Source organism: Streptomyces sp. NPDC002853 (assembly GCF_053591915.1).
Genome location: NZ_JBSFUS010000014.1, coordinates 128,785 through 148,985 on the forward strand (window position 1 = coordinate 128,785; position 20,201 = coordinate 148,985).

General features: G+C 68.7%; 21 protein-coding genes and 2 pseudogenes. 12 read left to right on the forward strand and 11 right to left on the reverse strand.

Annotated features, from left to right (window positions below; all coding sequences use genetic code 11):
- Positions 1-237: 237 nt before the first annotated feature.
- Entirely contained in the window at positions 238-2,202 is a 1,965-nt protein-coding gene (locus ACWD02_RS34300; protein WP_451217970.1) for a sensor histidine kinase, read from the forward strand.
- Positions 2,199-2,864 (forward strand): response regulator, encoded by a 666-nt coding sequence (locus tag ACWD02_RS34305; protein ID WP_451217973.1) that lies wholly within the window; start codon positions 2,199-2,201, stop codon positions 2,862-2,864. Before ACWD02_RS34300 ends, ACWD02_RS34305 begins: the two co-directional genes overlap by 4 nt.
- A gap of 29 nt (positions 2,865-2,893) precedes the next feature.
- Here ACWD02_RS34305 and ACWD02_RS34310 read toward each other — a convergent pair whose 3' ends face one another.
- Both ACWD02_RS34310 and ACWD02_RS34315 read right to left on the reverse strand, forming a co-directional pair.
- The gene (locus tag ACWD02_RS34310; protein ID WP_451217976.1) at positions 2,894-4,369 is read right to left on the reverse strand and encodes an FG-GAP-like repeat-containing protein; all 1,476 of its coding nucleotides are present in this window, start codon (positions 4,367-4,369) and stop codon (positions 2,894-2,896) included.
- Between the two features lie 57 nt (positions 4,370-4,426).
- Positions 4,427-5,869 carry an FG-GAP repeat protein gene (locus ACWD02_RS34315; RefSeq protein WP_451217979.1) on the reverse strand — a complete coding sequence of 481 codons (1,443 nt, stop codon included), beginning with the start codon at positions 5,867-5,869 and terminating at the stop codon, positions 4,427-4,429.
- 197 nt (positions 5,870-6,066) lie between these two features.
- Here ACWD02_RS34315 and ACWD02_RS34320 point away from each other — a divergent pair, with 197 nt between their 5' ends.
- Positions 6,067-6,735, forward strand: a complete 669-nt coding sequence (locus ACWD02_RS34320) for a class I SAM-dependent methyltransferase (protein WP_451217982.1) — start codon at positions 6,067-6,069, stop codon at positions 6,733-6,735.
- 231 nt (positions 6,736-6,966) lie between these two features.
- A complete protein-coding gene (locus tag ACWD02_RS34325) occupies positions 6,967-7,800 on the forward strand; it encodes a PIG-L family deacetylase (RefSeq protein WP_451217985.1) in 834 nt (277 codons plus the stop codon).
- Positions 7,801-8,074: 274 nt separating this feature from the next.
- On the opposite strand, the gene fabV is transcribed toward ACWD02_RS34325, so the two are convergent.
- Positions 8,075-9,283, reverse strand: a complete 1,209-nt coding sequence (fabV, locus tag ACWD02_RS34330; protein WP_451217988.1) for an enoyl-[acyl-carrier-protein] reductase FabV — start codon at positions 9,281-9,283, stop codon at positions 8,075-8,077.
- Between the two features lie 280 nt (positions 9,284-9,563).
- On the opposite strand from fabV, the gene ACWD02_RS34335 reads away from it, so the two are divergent.
- Positions 9,564-10,046, forward strand: a complete 483-nt coding sequence (locus ACWD02_RS34335; RefSeq protein WP_451217991.1) for a hypothetical protein — start codon at positions 9,564-9,566, stop codon at positions 10,044-10,046.
- A gap of 45 nt (positions 10,047-10,091) precedes the next feature.
- Here the strand turns inward: ACWD02_RS34335 and ACWD02_RS34340 are convergent.
- Together ACWD02_RS34340 and ACWD02_RS34345 are read right to left on the reverse strand one after the other, a co-directional pair.
- Positions 10,092-10,893, reverse strand: a pseudogene (locus ACWD02_RS34340) (SDR family oxidoreductase).
- 156 nt (positions 10,894-11,049) lie between these two features.
- Positions 11,050-11,517, reverse strand: a complete 468-nt coding sequence (locus ACWD02_RS34345) for an SAM-dependent methyltransferase (RefSeq protein WP_451217994.1) — start codon at positions 11,515-11,517, stop codon at positions 11,050-11,052.
- Positions 11,518-11,707: 190 nt separating this feature from the next.
- On the opposite strand from ACWD02_RS34345, the gene ACWD02_RS34350 reads away from it, so the two are divergent.
- Complete coding sequence (locus ACWD02_RS34350; RefSeq protein WP_451217997.1) at positions 11,708-12,337, forward strand: GrpB family protein; 630 nt, start codon at positions 11,708-11,710, stop codon at positions 12,335-12,337.
- 100 nt (positions 12,338-12,437) lie between these two features.
- On the opposite strand, the gene ACWD02_RS34355 is transcribed toward ACWD02_RS34350, so the two are convergent.
- Positions 12,438-12,647 (reverse strand): DUF6243 family protein, encoded by a 210-nt coding sequence (locus tag ACWD02_RS34355; protein WP_451218000.1) that lies wholly within the window; start codon positions 12,645-12,647, stop codon positions 12,438-12,440.
- Between the two features lie 278 nt (positions 12,648-12,925).
- Between ACWD02_RS34355 and ACWD02_RS34360 the strand changes: the two genes are divergently transcribed.
- Both ACWD02_RS34360 and ACWD02_RS34365 read left to right on the forward strand, forming a co-directional pair.
- Positions 12,926-13,204 carry a hypothetical protein gene (locus ACWD02_RS34360; RefSeq protein WP_451218003.1) on the forward strand — a complete coding sequence of 93 codons (279 nt, stop codon included), beginning with the start codon at positions 12,926-12,928 and terminating at the stop codon, positions 13,202-13,204.
- 86 nt (positions 13,205-13,290) lie between these two features.
- The gene (locus tag ACWD02_RS34365) at positions 13,291-13,914 is read left to right on the forward strand and encodes a LysE family translocator (protein WP_451218006.1); all 624 of its coding nucleotides are present in this window, start codon (positions 13,291-13,293) and stop codon (positions 13,912-13,914) included.
- 120 nt (positions 13,915-14,034) lie between these two features.
- Here ACWD02_RS34365 and ACWD02_RS34370 read toward each other — a convergent pair whose 3' ends face one another.
- Both ACWD02_RS34370 and ACWD02_RS34375 read right to left on the reverse strand, forming a co-directional pair.
- On the reverse strand, positions 14,035-14,421 hold the full coding sequence (locus tag ACWD02_RS34370) for a hypothetical protein (protein ID WP_451218009.1): 387 nt from the start codon (positions 14,419-14,421) through the stop codon (positions 14,035-14,037).
- A gap of 205 nt (positions 14,422-14,626) precedes the next feature.
- Positions 14,627-15,202, reverse strand: a complete 576-nt coding sequence (locus tag ACWD02_RS34375) for a CGNR zinc finger domain-containing protein (protein ID WP_451218011.1) — start codon at positions 15,200-15,202, stop codon at positions 14,627-14,629.
- A 101-nt stretch (positions 15,203-15,303) separates the two neighbouring features.
- Here ACWD02_RS34375 and ACWD02_RS34380 point away from each other — a divergent pair, with 101 nt between their 5' ends.
- Positions 15,304-16,479: an epoxide hydrolase gene (locus ACWD02_RS34380; protein WP_451218014.1), complete on the forward strand. Its 1,176-nt coding sequence runs from the start codon at positions 15,304-15,306 to the stop codon at positions 16,477-16,479.
- 49 nt (positions 16,480-16,528) lie between these two features.
- On the opposite strand, the gene ACWD02_RS34385 is transcribed toward ACWD02_RS34380, so the two are convergent.
- Positions 16,529-16,765 carry a hypothetical protein gene (locus tag ACWD02_RS34385; protein ID WP_451218017.1) on the reverse strand — a complete coding sequence of 79 codons (237 nt, stop codon included), beginning with the start codon at positions 16,763-16,765 and terminating at the stop codon, positions 16,529-16,531.
- A gap of 257 nt (positions 16,766-17,022) precedes the next feature.
- On the opposite strand from ACWD02_RS34385, the gene ACWD02_RS34390 reads away from it, so the two are divergent.
- Complete coding sequence (locus ACWD02_RS34390) at positions 17,023-17,760, forward strand: D-Ala-D-Ala carboxypeptidase family metallohydrolase (RefSeq protein ID WP_451218020.1); 738 nt, start codon at positions 17,023-17,025, stop codon at positions 17,758-17,760.
- 114 nt (positions 17,761-17,874) lie between these two features.
- Here ACWD02_RS34390 and ACWD02_RS34395 read toward each other — a convergent pair whose 3' ends face one another.
- Entirely contained in the window at positions 17,875-18,720 is an 846-nt protein-coding gene (locus ACWD02_RS34395) for a class I SAM-dependent methyltransferase (RefSeq protein WP_451218023.1), read from the reverse strand.
- 74 nt (positions 18,721-18,794) lie between these two features.
- Between ACWD02_RS34395 and ACWD02_RS34400 the strand changes: the two genes are divergently transcribed.
- Positions 18,795-19,397, forward strand: coding sequence for a TetR/AcrR family transcriptional regulator (locus ACWD02_RS34400; RefSeq protein WP_451218026.1), 603 nt, complete (start codon positions 18,795-18,797; stop codon positions 19,395-19,397).
- Between the two features lie 173 nt (positions 19,398-19,570).
- Here the strand turns inward: ACWD02_RS34400 and ACWD02_RS34405 are convergent, their stop codons facing one another.
- The gene (locus ACWD02_RS34405) at positions 19,571-19,765 is read right to left on the reverse strand and encodes a hypothetical protein (RefSeq protein WP_451218029.1); all 195 of its coding nucleotides are present in this window, start codon (positions 19,763-19,765) and stop codon (positions 19,571-19,573) included.
- Positions 19,766-19,875: 110 nt separating this feature from the next.
- On the opposite strand from ACWD02_RS34405, the pseudogene ACWD02_RS34410 reads away from it, so the two are divergent.
- Positions 19,876-20,007 (forward strand): annotated as a pseudogene (locus ACWD02_RS34410) (ABC transporter permease); the annotation flags it as partial.
- Positions 20,008-20,201 lie beyond the last annotated feature (194 nt).

A 20,201-nucleotide genomic window follows, 5' to 3' on the forward strand; every position in this document is an offset into this window, starting at 1 on the left:
CTGTTGCCGGCCGCGGACCGAGTACGGGCGGCCGGATATCCCTGCCGCGCTGTGGACATACCGCTGCGACTGTCGGCGGGCCATCACGCCTGACATGGGATCCAGTCGCCGAGCATCCTGTACCGCCCGGGTGGCGGCCGGCCTGAGGCTCAGGTCCCGGGCGAGCCAAGAAAATTCCCGCAACAGTCGGGACACGCTGTATGCCGCACGGGACCGGCGGCACAGCACACTGAGTGCATGGCCGCGCGGGCAGTCGCCTGGAGCGTGGTGCTGTGCGGCACCACGGCGCTGGGCTGCGCCGTATGGATCGTGACCTTGCCCCGTTCCGAGCAACTCGATGACTTCGGGAGTTTTGTGGGGTTCATCGGAGCCGTCGGACTGGAATGGGCCGTCGTGGGCGCGGCGTTGATCACGTTGCGGCCCCGCAACGTCCTGGGGTGGTTGTTTCTGGGGGCCGGGACTCTGTCCGTGGGGCAGGTGATCCTGGCCGCATACGGAGCCTACGGCGTCGTGGCGGCACAACCGGCGTGGCCTGCCTCGGCGTGGGCGGCCGCGGCCAGTACCGGCTTGTGGATTCCCCCGGTACTGGCCACACCCACGATCGTGCTCGCCTTCTACCCGGACGGTCGGCTGCCGAGCCGATGGTGGCGATGGCCGGTCATCGGTGTGGCCGTGGCGATGGTCCTGCCTGTCCTGGTGATGCCGTTCGATCCGACGGCTTATGACGACGTCGCTCCCGGGCACACTCCTCCTGCCACCCTGCCGCCCCGGGTGCTGGGCCTGGTGATCGGCTGCCATTTCACGCTGCTGGTGGTCTCGGTCCTGGTGATATGGGTGGGCACCCTTGTCCGCCTGCTGCATGCCAAGTCCCCCGAGCGGCAGCAGCTTGTGTGGTTCGTCTGTGCCGCGGGCCCGCTCCTCGCCTGTGCCTACGTCGACCTGCTGCCTCAGCAGGTGCTCGGCCTGTGCGTCGCGCTCATTCCGGTGGTGGTGGCGATCGGGGTGCTGCGCTACCGCATGCTGGGGATCGAGATCGTGCTGCGGCGTGGGCTCGTCTACGGGGCGCTGACCGGGGCGGTGGTCGTCGTCTATCTGGCGGTCACGATCCTGGTCGGAGCCGCCCTCGACGAGCGGCCGCTGCCCGGTGTCCTTGCCGCGGCGCTGGTGGCGGTGTCGCTCACGCCGGCCAGGGACCGGCTGCAGCGCCTGGTGGATCGCCTGGTGTACGGCGCGCGCAAGGATCCGCTGCGCGCCCTCGCGCAACTGGGCGATCAGGTCGCCGTCGCGGAGGAATCGGACCTGTTGCCGACTGCTCTGCAGGCCGTCACCGACACCGTCAAGGCGCCCGCGGCCTCCGTGACGGCTGCGGGCGGGCAGCGCATCGGCGCCACGGGTGACACGACGAAGACCGGCCCGGCCTTCCCGCTGCGCGTCGGGGGGCGCTTCGTGGGCACGCTGCAGGTGGCCGACCGGACACCCACCGAGTCCTATGGCGATACCGAGACCCGGCTGCTCGCCGCGCTGGCCCCGCAGGTGGCTGTCCTGGTGCGCGCGCTGGAACTCACCGAAGACCTGGAGATCGAGCGGGACCGGGTCATCGGCGCCACGCGCGCGGAACGCGACCGGCTCAGACACGACCTGCACGACGGGTTGGGGCCGTCGTTGTCCGGAATAGGGCTGGGGCTGCAGGCCGCTCACGACACTCTGCACACCGGCGACCACGCCTCCTGTGCCACGCTGCTCACCCGTATCAGCCAAGAGGTCGCCGCTGCCGTCCTGGAGATCCGCAGAATCATCGACGGCCTGCGCCCTGCCGCACTGGATTCCATGAGCCTGGCCGATGCCGTCAACCGCCACGCCAGAACCGTCTCCAGCACCCTGCCCATCGAGGTGACCGTCGCCCACCTGGGCGAGCTGCGTCCCGAGGTGGAGACCGCCGCCTACCGGATCGTCACCGAAGCCATCACCAACACCGTGCGCCACGCGGATGCTCAACGCTGCCACGTCGCGCTGGCCGTCCACGACGGTGCGCTGCACATCACCGTCACGGACGACGGTGGTGGCATCGCCCCGAACGTACCGGCCGGCGTGGGCCTGTCCTCCATGCGTCGACGCGCCCAGGCCCTCTCCGGCTCACTGACCGTTCATTCCACGACGAGCGGCACCGTCCTGGCCGCCGTCCTTCCCCTGGAGCCGACATGACCCTCCCCTCCCCCGTCCGCGTGGTGTTCGCCGAGGACCATCCTGTGTTCCGGTACGGACTGACGGCCGCTCTCTCCACCAGTGACGAGGTCGAGGTCGTCGGCGAGGCGGCGCGGGGCGACGAGCTACTGGCCGTCGTCGAGCGGACCACGCCCCACGTCGTGCTGACCGACCTGGCCATGCCCGGCCTAGATGGTGCGGCCGCCACCCGGGCGGTACTGGCCCGCCACCCCCAGGTGGGCGTGCTGGTCCTGACGATGCACGAGGACGACGAGGCCCTGTTCGGTGCGCTGCGCGCGGGTGCACGCGGCTATCTCCTCAAGGGAGCTGACCGGACGGAAATCGTCCGGGCCATCCTGGCCGTAGCAGCCGGCAACGCGGTCTACGGGGAAACGGTCGCCCAAAGGATCACAGCCTTCTTCACGGGCGCTCACCGGGACTACGCAGCCCAGATCTTCCCCGAACTCACCGAGCGGGAGCGACAGGTCCTGGAACTCATCGCCACCGGCCTCGGCAACTACGAGATCGCGCGGCGGCTCGTCCTTTCGGAAAAAACCGTCCGCAACTACGTCTCAGCCATCCTCGTCAAACTGGGCGTCACCAATCGGGCAGCCGCGGTCGCCAAAGCCCGTGACGCCGGACTGGGCGCATCCGGTGGGTGATCGGGCAGGTGATCGGGGGGACCATGCTCTCAACGCCCGAGTATCTGCCCGTAGTACAACGCCCCCCGCAGCCCGAACAGCCGTGGTGTCAGAGCCTTGGAGCCCGCCCCCGCACCATTGGGCAGGGTCCAGACACCGCCCGTGCTGAGGTCCTCCTCGTACTCCGAGCCGTTCTCGTGGTAGACGCCGACCGTGACGTCGCCGTCCCCGTCACCGTCGTAGTCCCCGACCGCAAGCGCCGAGCCGAACTCGTCGTTGGCCTCCGCCGCTCCCGGGACCCCGGCGGAGTCCTGGTGCCAGGCCGTCGACTTGGCGGTGCCCGAGGAGTCGAGCAGACCCTCTGGCCCCGAGGTCAGCACGGTCGCCGAGCCGGCTCGGTCCGCCGTCCCGATGGCCTCGGCGGGCGTGCCCGCCACCAGGTCGTCCCGGCCGTCCCCGTTGAGATCGCCCGCGGCCAGCTTGATGCCGAAGTTGTCCGCGTCCTCCGCCGTGCCCGCGACGCCCGCGGTGTCCTGGCTCACGGTGTGGGTGCGGGTGCCGAAGCCCTCGGCGCCCCCACCTCCGTAGAACACCCGCACCTTGCCGCCCTTGGCCAGCTCGTCGGGTCCGCAGGCTCCGGTGGGCCGGTCGGCCTCGGCGATGATCAGGCAGTGCCCGAGCGCCAGGTCATCCACGCTGTCGCCGTCGAAATCGCCCGCGGCGATGCCGTAGCCGGTGGCCGGGGACTTCCAGTACTCCTGCAGTGCCGAGCCGTTCCAGCGCCACAGGGCGGTGCGCGAGTAGTCGTTGGAGTACGCGGAGATCGCCAGGTCGGTCTTGCCGTTCCCGTCGAAATCCCCGGCCGCCAACCTGCCCGAGGTGCCGCCGAAGCCGGTGCGGAGCAAAGACGTCAGCGGCTTGTCCTCGGTGAGCGGACCCGGCCGCAGCGCGACCTCGCCGAACTCCCCGCGGGGCAGACCCACCGCCACGTCCACGGCACCGTCCTGGGTGAAGTCACCCACGGCGAGCGAGGCACCGGCACCGCCGCCCACCGGGCCCTGCGCGATCGTCCGGCCGCGCCCGAAGTCGCCGCTGGAGGAGCCGTACAGGACGACCACCGAACCGTGGCCCGTCGCCGCCGGGTCACTGCCGACGTCCTCGCCCGGCGCCCCGACGACGACGTCGGTGAAGCCGTCACCGTCCACGTCGGCCGTCGCGACGGCCTGGCCGAAACGATCGTCCTTCTCGCTGGTGCCGGGGACACCTGGACTGTCCTGGCTGACAGAGGCGGTGGAGGTGCCGGCCCCGCCGGCTCCGCCGTAGAGCACGTGCAGATAGCCGGCGGACTTCTGCCCGTCGATGTCCCCGCGATACACGCCGACCACGGAGTCCGCGTACCCGTCTCCGTTGAAGTCGGGCCCCTGGCCGGCCGCCGCCGGCGCCGCACCCGCCGTGGGGGCGAGCCCAGCCGACACGAGGACGGTGGCGGCGCCGAGCAGGGCGGCCGAGAGTCTCTTACTGCGCACAGGTACTCCACATCGCAAGGCGGGAAGGTCAGTTCAGGTGCTACGGGGCAAGCGGACCTACAGCCCGAGCTCTTCGCCGTACTTGATGGCGCCGTTGGGCAGCGCGAAGCCGAACGGGGTCAGCGACTTGCCCACCGGGTACGTCTCCTCGGTGCTGCTCGGCGCGAACCAGACGCCACCCGAGCGGGGCTCACCGGCGTTCTCCCCGGGTGCGCTGATGGCGGTGTCCCACAGTCCGTCGCGGTTGTAGTCCCCGACGGCCACCTGGGCACCGAAGCGGTCGCCGGCCTCGGCCGTGCCGGGCATGTTCGCGGTGCTCTGGCTGCGGGCCAGACCGCCATAGGGGCCGTGCTCCGTGCCGTTCATGGTGACGTATCCGCCCGCGTCCTTCACGGTGCCCACGTCCTCGCCGGGCACGCCGACCACCAGTTCCGGACGGCTGTCGCCGTTCAGGTCACCGGCGGACAGCGCGGCACCGAAGTCGTCGCCCTCTTCGGCGGTGCCGCCGACCTCAGGGTTGTCCTGCGTGATGCACTCGTTCTCGGTGCCGAAGTCCGCGGTCTTCGAACCCTTGAGCAGGAGTACCGCACCGCCGAGGCGGTTCTCGCAATGCGTGGTCTCCGACTCGGAGTTGGGCTGTACGAGGCCGACCGCGAGGTCGTCCGTGCCGTCCCGGTCGAAGTCGGCGGCGGCGAGCGCGCTGCCGCGGTCGGCGTCGGCCCACCACTGGGCGGGCTTGGCCTGGTCGTCCCAGCGCGTGATGAAGGTGCCCGAGTCCTCCATGGCCTGCCAGGTGGTGGCGAGGTCGTCCCGGCCGTCGCCGTCGAAGTCGCCGGTGGCCAGGTCGTGGGTGCGCCCACCCATGCTGTAGCTGCGCAAGGTGGTGGGGGTCACCGGGTCGGCGGTGAGCGGGCCCGGCCTGAACCGGAGCGAGCCCTGCTCCTCGCCGTTCTCGTTGTACGCGAGGTCGGTGTCGCCGTCGCCGTCGTAGTCGCCCGTGGCGATGGTGCTGCCGATGCTGCTGAACTCGCCCGCGCCTCGGGCCACGGTGGTGCCCTTGATGTTCCAGCCCGAGCCGTCCAGGACGGTGATGGTGCCCTCGTCCCTGAGCTGCTCGGAGGTCAGGGACTCCCCGCTCGCGCCGACGACGAGCTCGAAGACGCCGTCGCCGTTCACGTCGGCGGGTGCCACGGAGGAGCCGAAGCGGTCGCCCGCCTCGGGCGTGCCGGGTATCCCGGCCTCTGCCTGGCTGATGACGCCGGTGGACCCGCTGGGGCTCTGCGGCCCGCCAAAGATCACGCTGACGTAGCCGGCCTTGGCCTTGCCGTCCACCGTGGCGTTGGGCATGCCGACGGCGATGTCCGCGTATCCGTCACCGTTGAAGTCGAACCGCGGAGTCGTCGTGTCCGCCGCCGCGGCGCTCCCGGCGAGCGGCAGGGTCAGACCGGTGGCGGTGAGCGCCGCCACGACGGCGGTGGCGGCCAGGTTACGTACACGCACGGTGGAACTCCGTTGGTCAAAGGGGAAATGCGGGGGGAAGGGCTTGCGGGAATGTGACTCACGAGGCGTACGAAGGGTTGTGCGAAGGTTGCGTCCCGGTGAACACGACTCCGTGCGGGGCGAGTTCCACCACGGGGCCCGCCGGAGTCATGCACCGGGCAGCTCACACGCCAGGGCGGCCGCCCTATGGTTGGCTGATGCACACACGCCGTATCGACCGCCCCGCCGATCTCGACGTCGTCCGGGAGTCCTATGACCAGGTGGCCGACAACTACGCGCACATGGTGGCAACGACAGGCATGGGCGACATCCGCCGCCACCCCTGGCTCAAGGCATCCATCGACGCCTTCGCCGACTCCGTGGGCGACCTGGGCCCCGTCCTGGACGTCGGCTGCGGCCCCGGCACGGTGACCGGCTATCTCGCCGAACGCGGACTCGACATATCCGGGGTGGATCTCTCCCCCCGCATGATCGAGAACGCGCGCCGGCTGTATCCGCAGTGCCGCTTCAGCGTCGCCTCCGCCACCGAGCTCGACCTCGACGAGGCATCCCTGGGCGGGGTGCTCGGATGGTGGTCACTGTTCAACCTGCCTCGTGCCGTCCTCCCGCAGGTCCTGGCCCTGTTCGCCCGCGCCCTGAAGCCGGGCGGACACTTCATCACCGCCACACACGTCGGCGACCAGGACACGGTGCGCACCGAGGCCTACGGAGGGGTACCCGTTCGCTGGACCACACACCAGTGGCGCCCGGAACAGCTCCTCGACCTGATCGACCGGGCCGGACTGCGCCCCGTCGCCGAGCTCCGCCTGCCCGCGCACGAGCAGACCGGGCCGGGCGTGGTCGTCATGGCCAAGCGCCCCGCCTGAATCGGGGACCGCGTCGACGCCGTCACCGGCCTGCGCCCGGCAATCCCATCAGCGGTGCCGGGAACATCCAGTCCGGTCGGCACGGTTGCATCGACCGAGGGACCGGCGCCGTACGGGCGGGGAACACGGAGGCCACAGGGCCAGACGGCCCCACCAGGGCCCGGGCCCTCAAGGCCGCGGCACACCCCCGCGCACTTCGTTCACTGTCTATTCCTACCGAAGGATTCCCTCATGACTGACCGTCCCTTGACGCTCATGGCAGTACACGCCCACCCCGACGACGAGGCCACCGGAACCGGAGGGGTCCTGGCGCGGTATGCGGCGGAGGGCATCCGCACGGTCCTCGTGACATGTACCGACGGCGGTTGCGGTGATGGGCCGGGGGGTGTCAAGCCGGGCGAACCCGGGCACGATCCGGCGGCCGTCGCCCTGATGCGCCGCCGGGAACTCGAGGAGAGCTGTGAGGTCCTGAAGATCAGCGATCTGGAGATGCTGGACTATGCCGACTCCGGGATGGTGGGCTGGCCGAGCAACGACGCCCCCGGATCCTTCTGGCAGACCCCCGTGGAGGAGGGCGCCGCCCGGCTCGCGGAGCTGATGCGGCACTACCGACCCGATGTGGTCGTCACGTACGACGAGAACGGCTTCTACGGCCACCCCGACCACATTCAGGCCCACCGCATCACGATGGCGGCGCTGGAGATGGTCACGCTGACGCCGAAGGTGTACTGGACGACGATGCCCCGCTCGGCGATGCAGCGCTTCGGGGAGACCATGCGCGAGTTCGGTGAGGACATGCCGGAGCCGGATCCTGCCGAGGCCGCCGCGCTGGCCGAGATCGGCCTCCCCGACGATGAGATCACCACGTGGGTGGACACCACCCCGTTCAGCGGCCAGAAGTTCGACGCCCTGGCCGCGCACGCCAGCCAGGGCGAGAACATCTTCTTCCTCAAGATGGGCAAGGAACGGTTCGGCGAGCTCATGGGCATGGAGACGTTCGTACGCGTCAAGGACGCCACCAGCGCCCCCGTACCCGAGAACGACCTCTTCGCGGGCCTGCGCTGACCCGCCCTGGCTGACCGGTGCCCCATCGCCTGGACCGGGTGTACGAGTCGACCACGGCCCCAACGGCGTTCGCCCGGAAGGTTGGCTGTTCGTCGGTCCCCACCCGTCTGCGTCGCTCGTGACGGTCGAGAACCAGTGGTCGGGGTGGTGGTACCTGCTACCACCACCCCGACCAGTCCTCTCGTCACCCATTCGTCAGGTAGCCCTACCGGCCGCTGGGGTTGGCGCCGCGAGCTCTTCCCACGGCGCGATCTGACGTTGTTCGTGGCCGAAGTCAGCGGGTGAACGAGGGCCAAGGGGCGTCCGTCTCGACGGCGGCGGTGTAGTCGATGCCGGGGACGGAGAAGCCGTAGAGGCGGCGGACTTCGTCGCTGAACCACTCGAGGTCGGCGAGTTCGGTGATGGTGTCGCTGGTGGCATCGCTCCAGCGTTCGCCGACGGCACGTTGCACGGCGGGGTCGAGTTCCCAGGCGTCCAGGCGGACCCGGCCCTCGTCATCGAGGTCGAGAGGGCGCGCCCCGGTCAACTGGTCCCACAGTTCCACCAGTTGACCGATCGGAGTCACCATGGCATCCCCCAGGACACGGCGTAGCAGCCCGACATACAGGGCGATGCCGGGAATGGCGGTGGAGGACTGAGTGACGGCAGCGGCGTTGACCGAGGTCACGGCACGGCCGCCGAGTGTCTTGCTGAGGCGCTCGTCCAACGTGCGAGCGGTGGCCTCCAGATGGGACTTCGCGGCGCCGATCGTGCCCTGCCTATAGAGCCCTGCGGTGAGCGGCGAGCCGATGTAGGACAGGGCGGCAGTGGTGAAGCCCTCGGCGAGCAGGGACCGGTCGGCCAGGAATGTGATCCACCGTTCCCAATCGGTCCCGCCCATCACCGCCACGGTCTGTTCAATGTCGTCTCCCTCAGCCGGTGCGGTGGTGACCTCCTTCACCTCCGCGGAACCGCCCTCGTCGAAGAAGAGGGTCTTGGTGGTGTGCGGCGAGCCGATCGGCTTGAGAACGGACGCGTACATCTTTCCGGTGTCGGGGTCGGCGCGGCGAGGCGCAGCCACCGAGTAGATCAGGAAGTCGAGTCGTCCCCCGAACCGCTCGGCGAGGAGATCGGCAACCTGCTCCTTCACCGCCTCGCTGAACGCGTCGCCGTTGACGAAAATCATGTCCCGCCCGTGCTGTTGGGCGAGCCGGTCAGTGGCAGCGGTGCGATACCAGCCCGCGGTGCCGGTGCGCCGCGCAGGCGCCTTCTCCAGGCACACGCCGATGCCACGGATACCGATACGGGCCAGGCCCGCGATGGTCGCCGCCAGGCCGTACCCGGCGGACGAGCCGATGACCAGGGCCACCGGCCCTCCATCCCCGACGGAGGCCGGGGCGGGGACGGCCTGCCACATCTCTTCCACCAGTTGGCGACAGCCGCCAGGGTGGGAATCGAGGAACAGGAAGCCCCGGCTCTTGGGCGCAATGACGCGTTCGCTCACAGTGTGGTCCCCCAATTGTCGTCACGAACAAGGACGCGGCCGCCGCCAGGCCACCGCGTCCTGCAAGTCTGCGACCGCGGAACGGAGTGACGTGATCTTGACCGGCACAACGATGCCCAACCGAGCTTGGAGGGTTCCACCAGCTCAGCAGGTGCAGTTGCCTGGGACGGGTACGCAGAAGACCGTCGCCCTCTGCCCCCCGGGCTGCGTGCGACGAGGCTACGAACTCGTGAGGAAAATCCACTGCCCTGTCCGAGTGGTGCTTCCGTAGGATCACGTCATGACTGCAGATGCCCCGCTCACCCGTGAGTCGTTCCGGCGCCTTCGCCCGATCAACACGCCCCGGCCGGTGTCCCAGTTGCCGGAGCGTGTCTGGACCGACGAGGAGTGGGACCGGATCCAGCGCGGATATCGCGCCCAGGACATGGATCAGAAGTGGAACATCCTTGTTGAGGGCAACGTCCTTTTCATGCACCGGAGTTGGACCGGCCTCGGCGTTTACGAGGCGACCTTCGCACCCACCACCGGCGGCAGGAGGATCGCCTCCGCTGTGGTGGAGGGTGACCAGGAGCGCTATCGCAGCAGGGGCGACGAGTACGACTGTCTGATGCTGGAGCTGATCATCAGCGCGATCATCCTTGGTGAGCCGGCTGACGATCTCCGGGCCGGTCTGGTGGAGTTGTCCGCTCGGGCTTCGGGCAAGAGCGACGTCTCTTCGGGTGTGGTGCAGCACAGCGTTCTTGGGTTGCGCTCTGGTTCGTAGGGTCCGCACTCGAGCGAGTGCCGTCCTGGACGCTGCGGCGCTCGCCTACGCGAGGCCACCGTTGCTCATCAACAGCTGGCCGTTGATCCACTCACCTTCCCGGGAGCACAGGAAGTCCACCAGGTGTGCGGTGTCCTGCGGGGTGCCCAGGCGGCCGAGCGGGGCGCTGCGTACGCAGTGCTCCCGGACCTCCTCGGGCATCCAACCGGTGTCGACCGGCCCGGGGTTGATCGCGTTGGCTGTCACGCCGAGGTGAGCGAGCTCGTGGGCGGCGGCCAGCGTGATGCGGTCCAGGGCGCCCTTGCTCGCCCCATAGGGCAGGTTGCCGACGGTGTGATCGCTGGTGAGGCTGACGATCCGGCCGGTTCCCCGTTCCGCGGCGAAGCGACGCCCGAACTCGCGGATGAGCAGCCAGGGGGGCGCGCGCGTTGACGGCGAAGTGCCGGTCGAAACTCTCGACGGTGGTGTCGAGCAGCCCTGAGTCGACAGACTCGCAGTGGCTCATCACCAGCGCGGTGACGTTGCCCATCCGCTGTTCGACCTCGTCGAAGACTCGTGCCGGGGTGGCCGGGTCGGCGAGGTCCGCCTCGATCGCGGTGGTGGCCGCTCCCTGCTCGGCCAGCGTTTGCCTGATCGCTTCGGTCGCTCCTGGCTCGCTGCCCCAGCTCATGCGGGTGTCGTACGGAGTCCAGTAGGTGAAGGCGATGTCCCAGCCCGATGCGGCCAGCCGACGCGCGATGCCCGCACCGATACCGACGGTGCGGCCCACCCCGGTGATCAGGGCGAGCGGGCGGTCCACCGCAGCGTCCTGCTCGTGGGCAAGGTGGTCCTGGTCGATGTTCGTCATCACGGTCCGGAATGCTTCACGAACGAACACCGCAGCGTCAATCGCTTTCCTGGGGCACGGCAGATGACAGGGCCGGGCGGCACACCGCCCGGCATCTAGCGCCCAGCACCCAGCACCCAGCACCTGCGGTGGAGTTGGCCGGCTGAGGTCCACCGGCTACGGCTGGAAGTACTCCGACATCAACTGACTCACCCACTCCGGCTGCTTGATGTCCACCGGACAGAACTCCGCCATCGTCGGCTTCAGATCAATGACCGGGGTGCCGGAGACCGCGTCGAGCCCGACCACCGTGAGGTCGCGGCCCTGCACCGACTCGATCGCGCAGCACGTTACCCCGATGCGGTTGGGTCGGCGGGGGCCACGGCCGGCGAAGACACCTACGGACGGAAGGTCGGAGCGGCCGCGATAAGGGCGAGGCTCTCGGTAGTCGTCGCGTACCGGGAACTGGTCGAAGACGAAGAGGACTTCCACGTGGGAGAAGTCCTCCAGACCCTGCAGGCACGCCTCGCCGAAGCGCTCGTCGACGGTGATCGTGCTACGGACGGCGCCCCAGTGGTCCGTGTGCTGGATGTCCGTACGGTCGTTCCGGACCGTACCTATCGATGTGACCTCGAAGCTTGGCATGGCACGGTTCTACCGCTTCGTCACGGCCGTGCCCAGATCGCGTGCCCATCACTGCACGCCGAGGCCGAGGCAGCGTGCGGCCCAGCCCTCGCACAGGCGACTTTCGGGCCGTCTACGATGACGATGCATCAGCTCAGATCCGGTTCCAATCGGCGTCACATGTCCCTCGGCCTGTAGAACGGGAGCCCCTATGTCCGAGCAGCAGATCCCGCGCGTCCCTATGTCCGCCGAGGAGATCGAGGCGGCCCACCTCGTCGCCCCGTCCAAGCTCAACGGCCAGATCACCCTGCGCGATTACAACCCACGCTGGCCTCTGGTCTTCGAACGGGAAGCCGCGCGGATACGTGAGCATCTCGGCCGCCCCGAGCACCAGATCGAGCACCGTATCGATCATGTCGGCTCCACTTCGGTGCCGGAGCTTCCCGCCAAGCCGGTCATCGACATGCTCTTGACCGTCCCGGATTCCGCCGCCGACGCCTCATACGTACCGGTCCTGGAGGCACTCGGTTTCGAGCTCGTCATACGCGAGCCCGGTTGGTACGAGCACCGCCTCTTGCGCAAGCACGACCTTGACCCGAGTGCCTCTACGGCCAACCTCCACGTCCTGTCAGCGGGCTGCCCTGAGGCCGACCGCATGCTGCTCTTCCGTGATCGGCTGCGCGAGCACGGCGGCGACCGCAAGCTGTACGCCGACACCAAGCGCTCCCTGTCCCAGCAACAGTGGGAGTACGTGCAGAACTACGCGGACGCCAAGTCCGAGGTGGTCGTCGGCATCCTGCAACGGGCGACGGCCGAGAACTCCGCGGACGCCGGCACATGACGCCTCACGCGGCATCACGCCGCACAGAAGGGCAGGGCCCGGACCGCGCGTCGCGGTCCGGGCCCTGCCCCGTGCTGTGCCGCCCTGCGGCGGCGGTGTGTCAGCTCTGTGCGGTGTCGCCGTCCGTCTGCCCGGCGTCCTCGGCGGCCTGAGTCTTCTCGCGCATCTTGCGCACCAGCTCGGCCTTCTGGTCGGCGGCACCCTGGCGGTCGAGGTTGCGGTGCGGACCGTTGTTCTGCCGCTCGGCGCGGGACAGCTTCTTGCGCTTGCCGCCGCCCATGCCCACGGGGTTATTGATGTTCTTGCTCACGGGTTCTCCCGGGATGATGTGAAGTGATCTACGGATTCATCGGTGGGGGACGGGCGCGGCGACGTCCAGGGACGTCAGCAGGGGCCCATCACGCTCTCACTCGTAAATCGGCGTCTGGAAGAACATGCCCTAGACGTTACCCGGTCCCGGCGGCCCCGCACACCAAATTTTTCATCGCCCGACATCAGCCGGGCCTTCGACGAGGGCCTGCGGCCAGCCCTTTCCCGCTGTGATGGGATGGCCGGACTCCGCCGTCCATCTGCCGGGAGGCCGCCGTCGTGACGTCTTCGTACCCATCCCTTGCCCATGCCTTGGCCGAGGCTCTGGTCGATGTCCTGCGGTTCATCGACGGCAGCGAAGACGAGCAGGTCGATCCCGATGACGCGGTCAAGGTGCTTGAAGGCGTCGCCCACGTGGTCAGCACGCTGCCTGATGATCAACGACAAGAGCTGATCGGACTGGTCGGCGAGATGGCAGCCGCCGAGTCCGACCCGGCCCGTCGCGAGTTCCTGGCAGGGTTCCCGGAGGGATTCGGGCTGATCGACGACGCGTCCTGAGTGGCCTTCTCGGCAGCGCGGCGTCACGCGCGTTTGCACCGAGAAAGGGCTTGTGGCACATCGACAAGGGTGGCGATGCTGCCTCGATGATGACTTCAGTGCTTACGTTCGTCGGTGCGGCGTTCCTCATCGCCATGGTTCCCGGGCCGAGCACGGTCGTGATCCTGCGCCGAGCCGTGGTGAACGGCCGGAGAACCGGCATGGCCACCGTCCTGGGCAATGAGTGCGGGGTGCTCCTGTGGGGCCTCGCCGCGGCCTTCGGTCTCTCCGCCCTGCTGCTGGCCTCGCAGATCGCCTACGACACCATCCGGATCACCGGCGCCGCGGTCCTGGTGTGGATGGGAGCGCGTGCGTTGTGGCAGGCGAGGCGAGCCAACCAACCGGATCAGGAATCGGCGGTGCCAGCCGCGGTGTCACTTCGTCGAGCCTGCTGGCAGGGCCTGGTCACCAACTTCGCCAATCCCAAGGCCGGCGTGTTCGCCGTGTCCTTCCTGCCGCAGTTCGTGCCCCACGGGGCCCCTGTTCTGCCGACGTTGCTCGCCTTCTCGGTGATATGGGCCGCGGTCGACCTCGTCTGGTACCTGCCCGTGGTCTGGCTGGCGGGACGGGTCAGAGGAGTGCTTCAGCGACCATCCGTGCGGCGCCGGATGGAACAGGTCTCCGGGGCGCTCTTGATCGGGCTGGGGGTGCGCCTGGCCACCGAGTCCTAGCCTTGCTCGTCTCGCGTCCCCGCTGCCTGCATTGACATGCGCTTGGCTACTTGGGGCGGCCTTCAGGTACGCCCCGGCAGGACGAGTCCTGGCCGGCCCGCCGGGCTCCGCCGTCCGTCCTCAGCAGGTGAAACGGCGTTCGGCGCTGTAGTACTCGGCGAGGCCGTAGTCGACGCCCACGGCCACCTTGTAGGTGTAGGTGCCGGAACCCGCGCAGTTCCACCACGTGGTTGCAGTGCCACTCTCGAGCGTGGCCCAGTCCATCTCCTCCCAGCCCCATGCACGGTGGCGCAGCAGGCCGATCGTGGCGTCTTCGCAGTTACTGCTGGTCTTGCTGACCTGGCCCATGATCTCGTTGATGCCCTTGTAGGGAGCCGAGATCTTGTAGCAGCTCCGGTCCCAATCCGTGGCGGAGGCCGGTGTGGCCGACAGCATCAGCGTGGCTGCGGTCGCGGAGGCCAGAGTGATGGCGGTGCATGACTTTCCTGCGATTCTGCGAGTGCTCATGACAAAGATTCCAGTTCAGTGAGACGTGGTGTGAGAGGGATCATGAGACACAAGAACACTTTCACCGGGCCGAGGCAAGAGCAATCCGGTGCCTCCGTACCGTCAAACACCTGCGCTCTGCGGTGATTTGGCGTCAATCACACCCACCAGAGAGGTTCTTCAACCCTCGGTTTGTGGGGCCCTCGCACAGGGACCGAGGTAACGATCACTCCACCGGCATGGTGTTCTTGCGCTCCTTGGCATGGAAGCGCGCCTTCTTCTGCCGATTCCCGCACGTGTTCATGTCGCACCATCTGCGGGTGCGACTTTGACTGGTGTCGAAGAAGGCGGCTTGGCAGGTCGGTGACGCACACAAGGCCAGTTTTCCGTCTCGTTCGCCCGCGATGACGCTGATCGCATCGGCGGCGATCACGCTGAGGGCATCTTCCACGCGGGAAGCCGAGCTGAGCTGCCATCGACGCTTGCCCTCGGGCGTCAGGATCGCCGCGGCCTTCCCCTGCGCGCTGCAGTCATTGATGAATCGGACAGCGGATGCAGGCAGAGGCTCCTGGAGCGCGGCCGCTGTCGCGGCGGCGTGAATCGACTCCCTCAGTTTCCGGGCGAGTTCGAGCTGGGCGGTGGTGCAGGAGTTCACGGTCAGGTCGCTCACTGCCAGCCAGTCGACGAGTCGGTGCGGCGTGGGAATGCGCTCCACGGCATCGCCACGACGTTCCGTCAGAGTCGCGGTGAAGCTGGTCGCCAGGACCCTACCGAGGCGAAATTCAGGGAACTCGGCGCGCATTGAACCACCTTAGCAGGTTGCGGGCAGACCTCGGCGGCTGCTAGAACCGTCTAAGCCGGTTCTAGCCGGGTTCGCTGGATCCACCCTGCCCAGGAGGTCTCATGAACCGTCTGACCAGCGACGTACAGGCATTTGAAGCCCACGCGACCGACGCCGACCTCGACGATCTGCGCGCGCGACTGGCCGCGGCGCGACTGCCGGAGACCGAGACGGTCCACCGCGCCGCACCCGGCCCTCGCCGTTGGGCACAGGGCGTCCCTCTCGCCGACCTCGTCGACGTCGTGGACTACTGGCGCACCGGGTACGACTGGCGGTCGTTCGAAGCGCGCCTCAACGAGATCGGCCAGTTCCGCACGACCATCGATGATGTGGGAATCCACTTCCTGCACCGCCGATCCGCGCGCGCCGACGCCACTCCCCTGGTCTTGACGCACGGGTGGCCAGGCAGCATTGCCGAGTTCATCGATGTGGTGGACGAGCTGGCAGATCCGAAGGACGCGAACGCACCGGCATTCCATGTCGTGGCCCCGTCGTTGCCAGGCTTCGGCTACAGCGACAAGCCGGCCACCACCGGGTGGGGCATCGAGAAGATCGCGGCCGCGTGGGTGGAACTGATGGGAAGGCTCGACTACAGCAAGTTCGTGGCCCACGGCGGCGACTGGGGAGGTGTGATCACCACGGTCCTCGGCGGCAGGTTCCCGGCCCACGTCCTCGGCATCCACACCACGACCCCGCAAGCACCGCCCGGGCTGACCACGGACGGGCTGACGGCGGCCGAACGCAAATGGACCGAGGAAACCCGCGATTTCTGGAACGGCCCCCGCGCTGCGTACGCAAAGCAGCAGGCGGCCCGACCGCAGACCATCGGCTATGCGCTCGTCGACTCACCGGTCGGGCTTCTGGCCTGGATCCTTGACAAGTTCGCCGAGTGGACAGACACCGAGGACACCCCGTTCGAGACACTTTCCATGGACCGCGTTCTCGACGACGTCACCCTGTACTGGCTGACGCGGAGCGGAGCGTCGGCGGCCCGTATCTACTACGAGAGCCACGACTCGCTCGACCCCGAACTCCGGGTCGACGTCCCGTCAGCGATCAGTGTGTATCCCCGCGACATCGAGAAGTGCCCGCGACCCTGGGCGCAGGAACGGTTCAGGCAGATCGTCCGGTGGAGGGCGCCCGAAGCCGGGGGGCACTTCCCGTCGCTGGAGGTTCCCGAGTTCTTCGTCAAGGATGTGCAAGAGGGCCTCGCGGCGGTGCTGGCCGCCGGTCGGTGAACACGGTGGAGTGACGGCACTCGCGGTCGGCCCGAGTCCCCCTCCCGTTTCACAGACGGCGCGGCGGACTGTTACGGATGGCCGAACGGCGGGCCCACAGCGCGCAGGCCAGCAGCACCAGGCCGGCGAAACAGTAGGCCCATGCGTTGGTGCTGCCCCTGGCCGCACCGACAGCCCAGGCAATCGACCAGATGGAGAGCAAGACACACAGGGCGGTCCAGGCGACCGTCCACATCTGGTTGCGCGCCGCAAGACGCTGCGAAGTACCTCGTTCCATCTCGCCCATGTCAGGCGATGCACCATGCTCGTCATGAGTCGTCATACGTTGCCGGATGCCCCCGGAAAGCCGAGTGAATCGCAGGCCGAACGCCCGGCACGCAACCGCCTCTCCCCCGACCATGGCGTGACAGGAGGAGTCGGGCGCCGCCAATGGGCCGACAAATGACGGACGTTGACGTCCCGTTGACGTGCGCCGTGCATCCCGCCACGCTCGGAGGGCACGTGCGCATCCCCCTTCCTCTGCCCCCCCCATGGAGTGCTCTGATGACCAGACGCACCACACGACTCATCCTGTCGCTTGTCATGTTCATTGCCGCCACCTTGGGCGGTGTTGTCGCCGCCACCGGAACCGCTCAGGCCGACAGCTGCTACACGTGGTCGCGCACCTTGTCCCAAGGAGCCTCGGGTGCCGACGTGACGCAGTTGCAGATCCGCGTGGCGGGTCACGCCGGCAACGGCGGCGTGCTCGCCATCGACGGCGCCTACGGACCAGCGACGACTGCCGCGGTCAAACGGTTCCAGTCGGCTTACGGACTGGCCGCGGACGGTGTCGCCGGTCCGGCGACATTCAGCAAGATCTACGCCCTCCAGGACAACGACTGCACACCGATCCACTTCACCTACGCCGAACTCAACACCTGCAACTCCACCTGGGCGGGCGGCGCAGTGAGCGCGAGCACCGCGAAGTCGAACGCGCTGCGCACCATGTGGAAGCTTGAGGCGCTGCGGCACGCACTCGGGGACCAGCCCATTCGAGTGACCAGCGGCTTCCGCTCGCACGCCTGCAACGACGCGGTCGGCGGAGCAGCGAGCAGTCGCCACCTGTACGGCGATGCGGCCGACCTCGGTTCGGGTCCGCACTCACTGTGCCGACTCGCCCAGCAGGCCCGCAACCACGGCTTCAACGGAATTCTCGGCCCCGGCTATCCGGGCCACGGCGACCACACGCACCTCGATCACCGCCCCAGCCGCTTCTGGTCGGCGTCGAGCTGCGGCATCTGAACACGCCGGGGGGCGCTCCCGACCAGCACGGAGGGCGCCTGCCGGTCAACTCGTAGACACTCAGGAGCAGTTCACCGATGTCGGCGCGGTTCCAGCCGCCAGTGCGCAGGCGGCTCAGGAGGTGCCGGCGCGTATCGCCGTGGTCGCCAGGGTGATGTAGTTCATCAGGAAGCGCCCACCCAGTACGTCGATGGCATCTCCGACCGCGTCCAGCACCTCGGCCAGCTGTTCGGGACGGAGTTGGGTGAGGCCGCCGGTGGTAGGGAGCAGGTCCAGCCACTGGTCGCGCGTGTAGAGCTGCTGCCAGTCGAAGCGCCACTGTTCGGGCTCGTCATACTGCTCGGTCTCGCGAATCCTGTCGGCGAACCGGGCGTATCCCGCCTGATAGGGGTCGAGCGGACGCCGGGACGACTGGTCAGGTCGGGCGTTGAGCGGAGAGTCGGGGGCCACCCGGCGGTAGGCGGCGGCGAACGGTTCCGCCACCTCGGCAGGCGGCTCGTACACGTGGCCGAAGATCGCCAGCCGTCCCCCTGGACGCAGTACACGCGCTGCCTTCATGGCTCCGGCAACCGGATCCACCCAATGCCATGACTGGGCGGCGGTGACCGCATCGAACGTCCGGCCGGCCGACTCCCAGTCTTCGAAGGTGGCCACCTCGACCGGCAGGCCGTGGGCTCGCGCGAAGTCGGCCATTCGCGCATCGGGCTCGACGCCGAGCACGGCGCAGCCGGCCGCCTGGAACTGGCGGGCCGCGATGCCGGTGCCGCAGCCGACGTCGAGCACGTCGAACGGTTCACCCTCGGGCGACCTGGCGAGGATCCGTTCCACCAACGCATCGGGGTATCCGGGCCGGGCTTGGTCGTAGCGCTGCGCGTCCGCGCCGAACGACTGGGCCATACACCGGACTTGATGCGGCTCCACCGGGGACGGCCCCGGCTGCTCTCGGGGTAAAGTGGGCATGCGCCCACTTTAGTGGGCGCACGCCCACTAGGCAACGGTCGCCCGGCGGGCAGACGAAACGAGAGGATCTGTCAGTGCCGACTGGGGTGCACCTTCGCGACGCCCGGCAGCAGCTGTTCGAGGCTGCCGAACGCGTGCTGCTGCGAGACGGGCCGAACCGGCTGACCAGCCGGGCCGTCACCGACGAGGCGGGCTACGCCAAAGGGGTCCTGCACCGGCACTTCACCGACTTCGACGCCTTCCTCACGGACCTGGTGCTCGACCGGGCCGCGCAGCTCGAGGCTCAGGCGAGCGCACTGCGCGCGTCCGCCGGCACCGGCACGGTGGCCGGCAACCTCACTGCCGCGCTGACCGCCTTGTTCGGACCGATCCCGGTGGCGATCATCCCGCTCATCACTTTCCGGGACGAGCTGCGCGCCCGGCTGCGACAAGCCAGGCCCGGCGGCGGCATCGCGATCCTCGCCCAGGCCACGACGGCGGTCTCCGACTATCTGGGCGACGAGCGTGAACTGGGCCGTATCGAGGCCGACGCGGACATCGACTCGCTCACCCTCTCACTGGTCGGTGGCGGACATCTCCTGTTCGCGGACCGCGACCCCGGCCCGCCGTCCACGGCAGCCGTCAGCAAACTCGTGACGGCAATCATCAGCAATGTCGTGAAGAAAGGACCGGCCTGAAGCAAGCCTGTCCAACGACGCGTGACGAGCGACGTGCCGAGTGCCGTCAGACCCTGGCTGATTCCAGGGCCGCCGTTTCGAGGACGGGCTGGACGAAAGCACGCAAGCCCGGGGTGTTCGCGGCGCCGGCCACAGGAGGCCGCACTCCACCGGCGGGGCGTCGCTGAAGGGACTTAGGCAATGTCCGGGCGGGAGTAATAGTGCGCCGCGCGTGCGCAGGTCGGGGAGACCCCCTTGCCCGCGGCGACCATGGTGAGTACTTCCTGGCAGGCGGTGGTCGACGGGCCCCGGGGAATGGGCCGGCCCTGCGGGGTGCGGTGGGGGTAGTGGAAGTCGAGGAAGTACTGGGGTTGGTTCGTGACCGTCATCAGGGAGGTCTCGGCAAGATCCTCCAGGGAGACCGTCTCCCGCTCGGCGAAGGGGTGGCCGAGGGGGGGGGGACGATCAGTGCGCGGGGCTCGCTGAAGAGCACGGGGCGGCCATCGAGACCCTGCGCGGCGCCCTCGCCACCGAGATCGGCAACAACGGCCGGCTCGCCGTCGCCTGGTGCGTGGGCCTCGCGGCCCTTGGTTACCTCTGGTCGACCTCGACGTTCGACCGCGATCCGAAGCGGCCACCCTGGCGACCCGGGCCACCTGGTGAAGGGGCTGGACAGGACCGCCATCGACAAGGCAGCGGCACAGTTCGCACCGCCAGTTGTCCAGTCCGGTGGCGGCCGCGGCATCGGGGCCGTGACCCTCATCATGAACCAGGAGAAGACCACTGGTGAACTCCGTACAACCAGCCCAGCCCCTCGACGGTCAC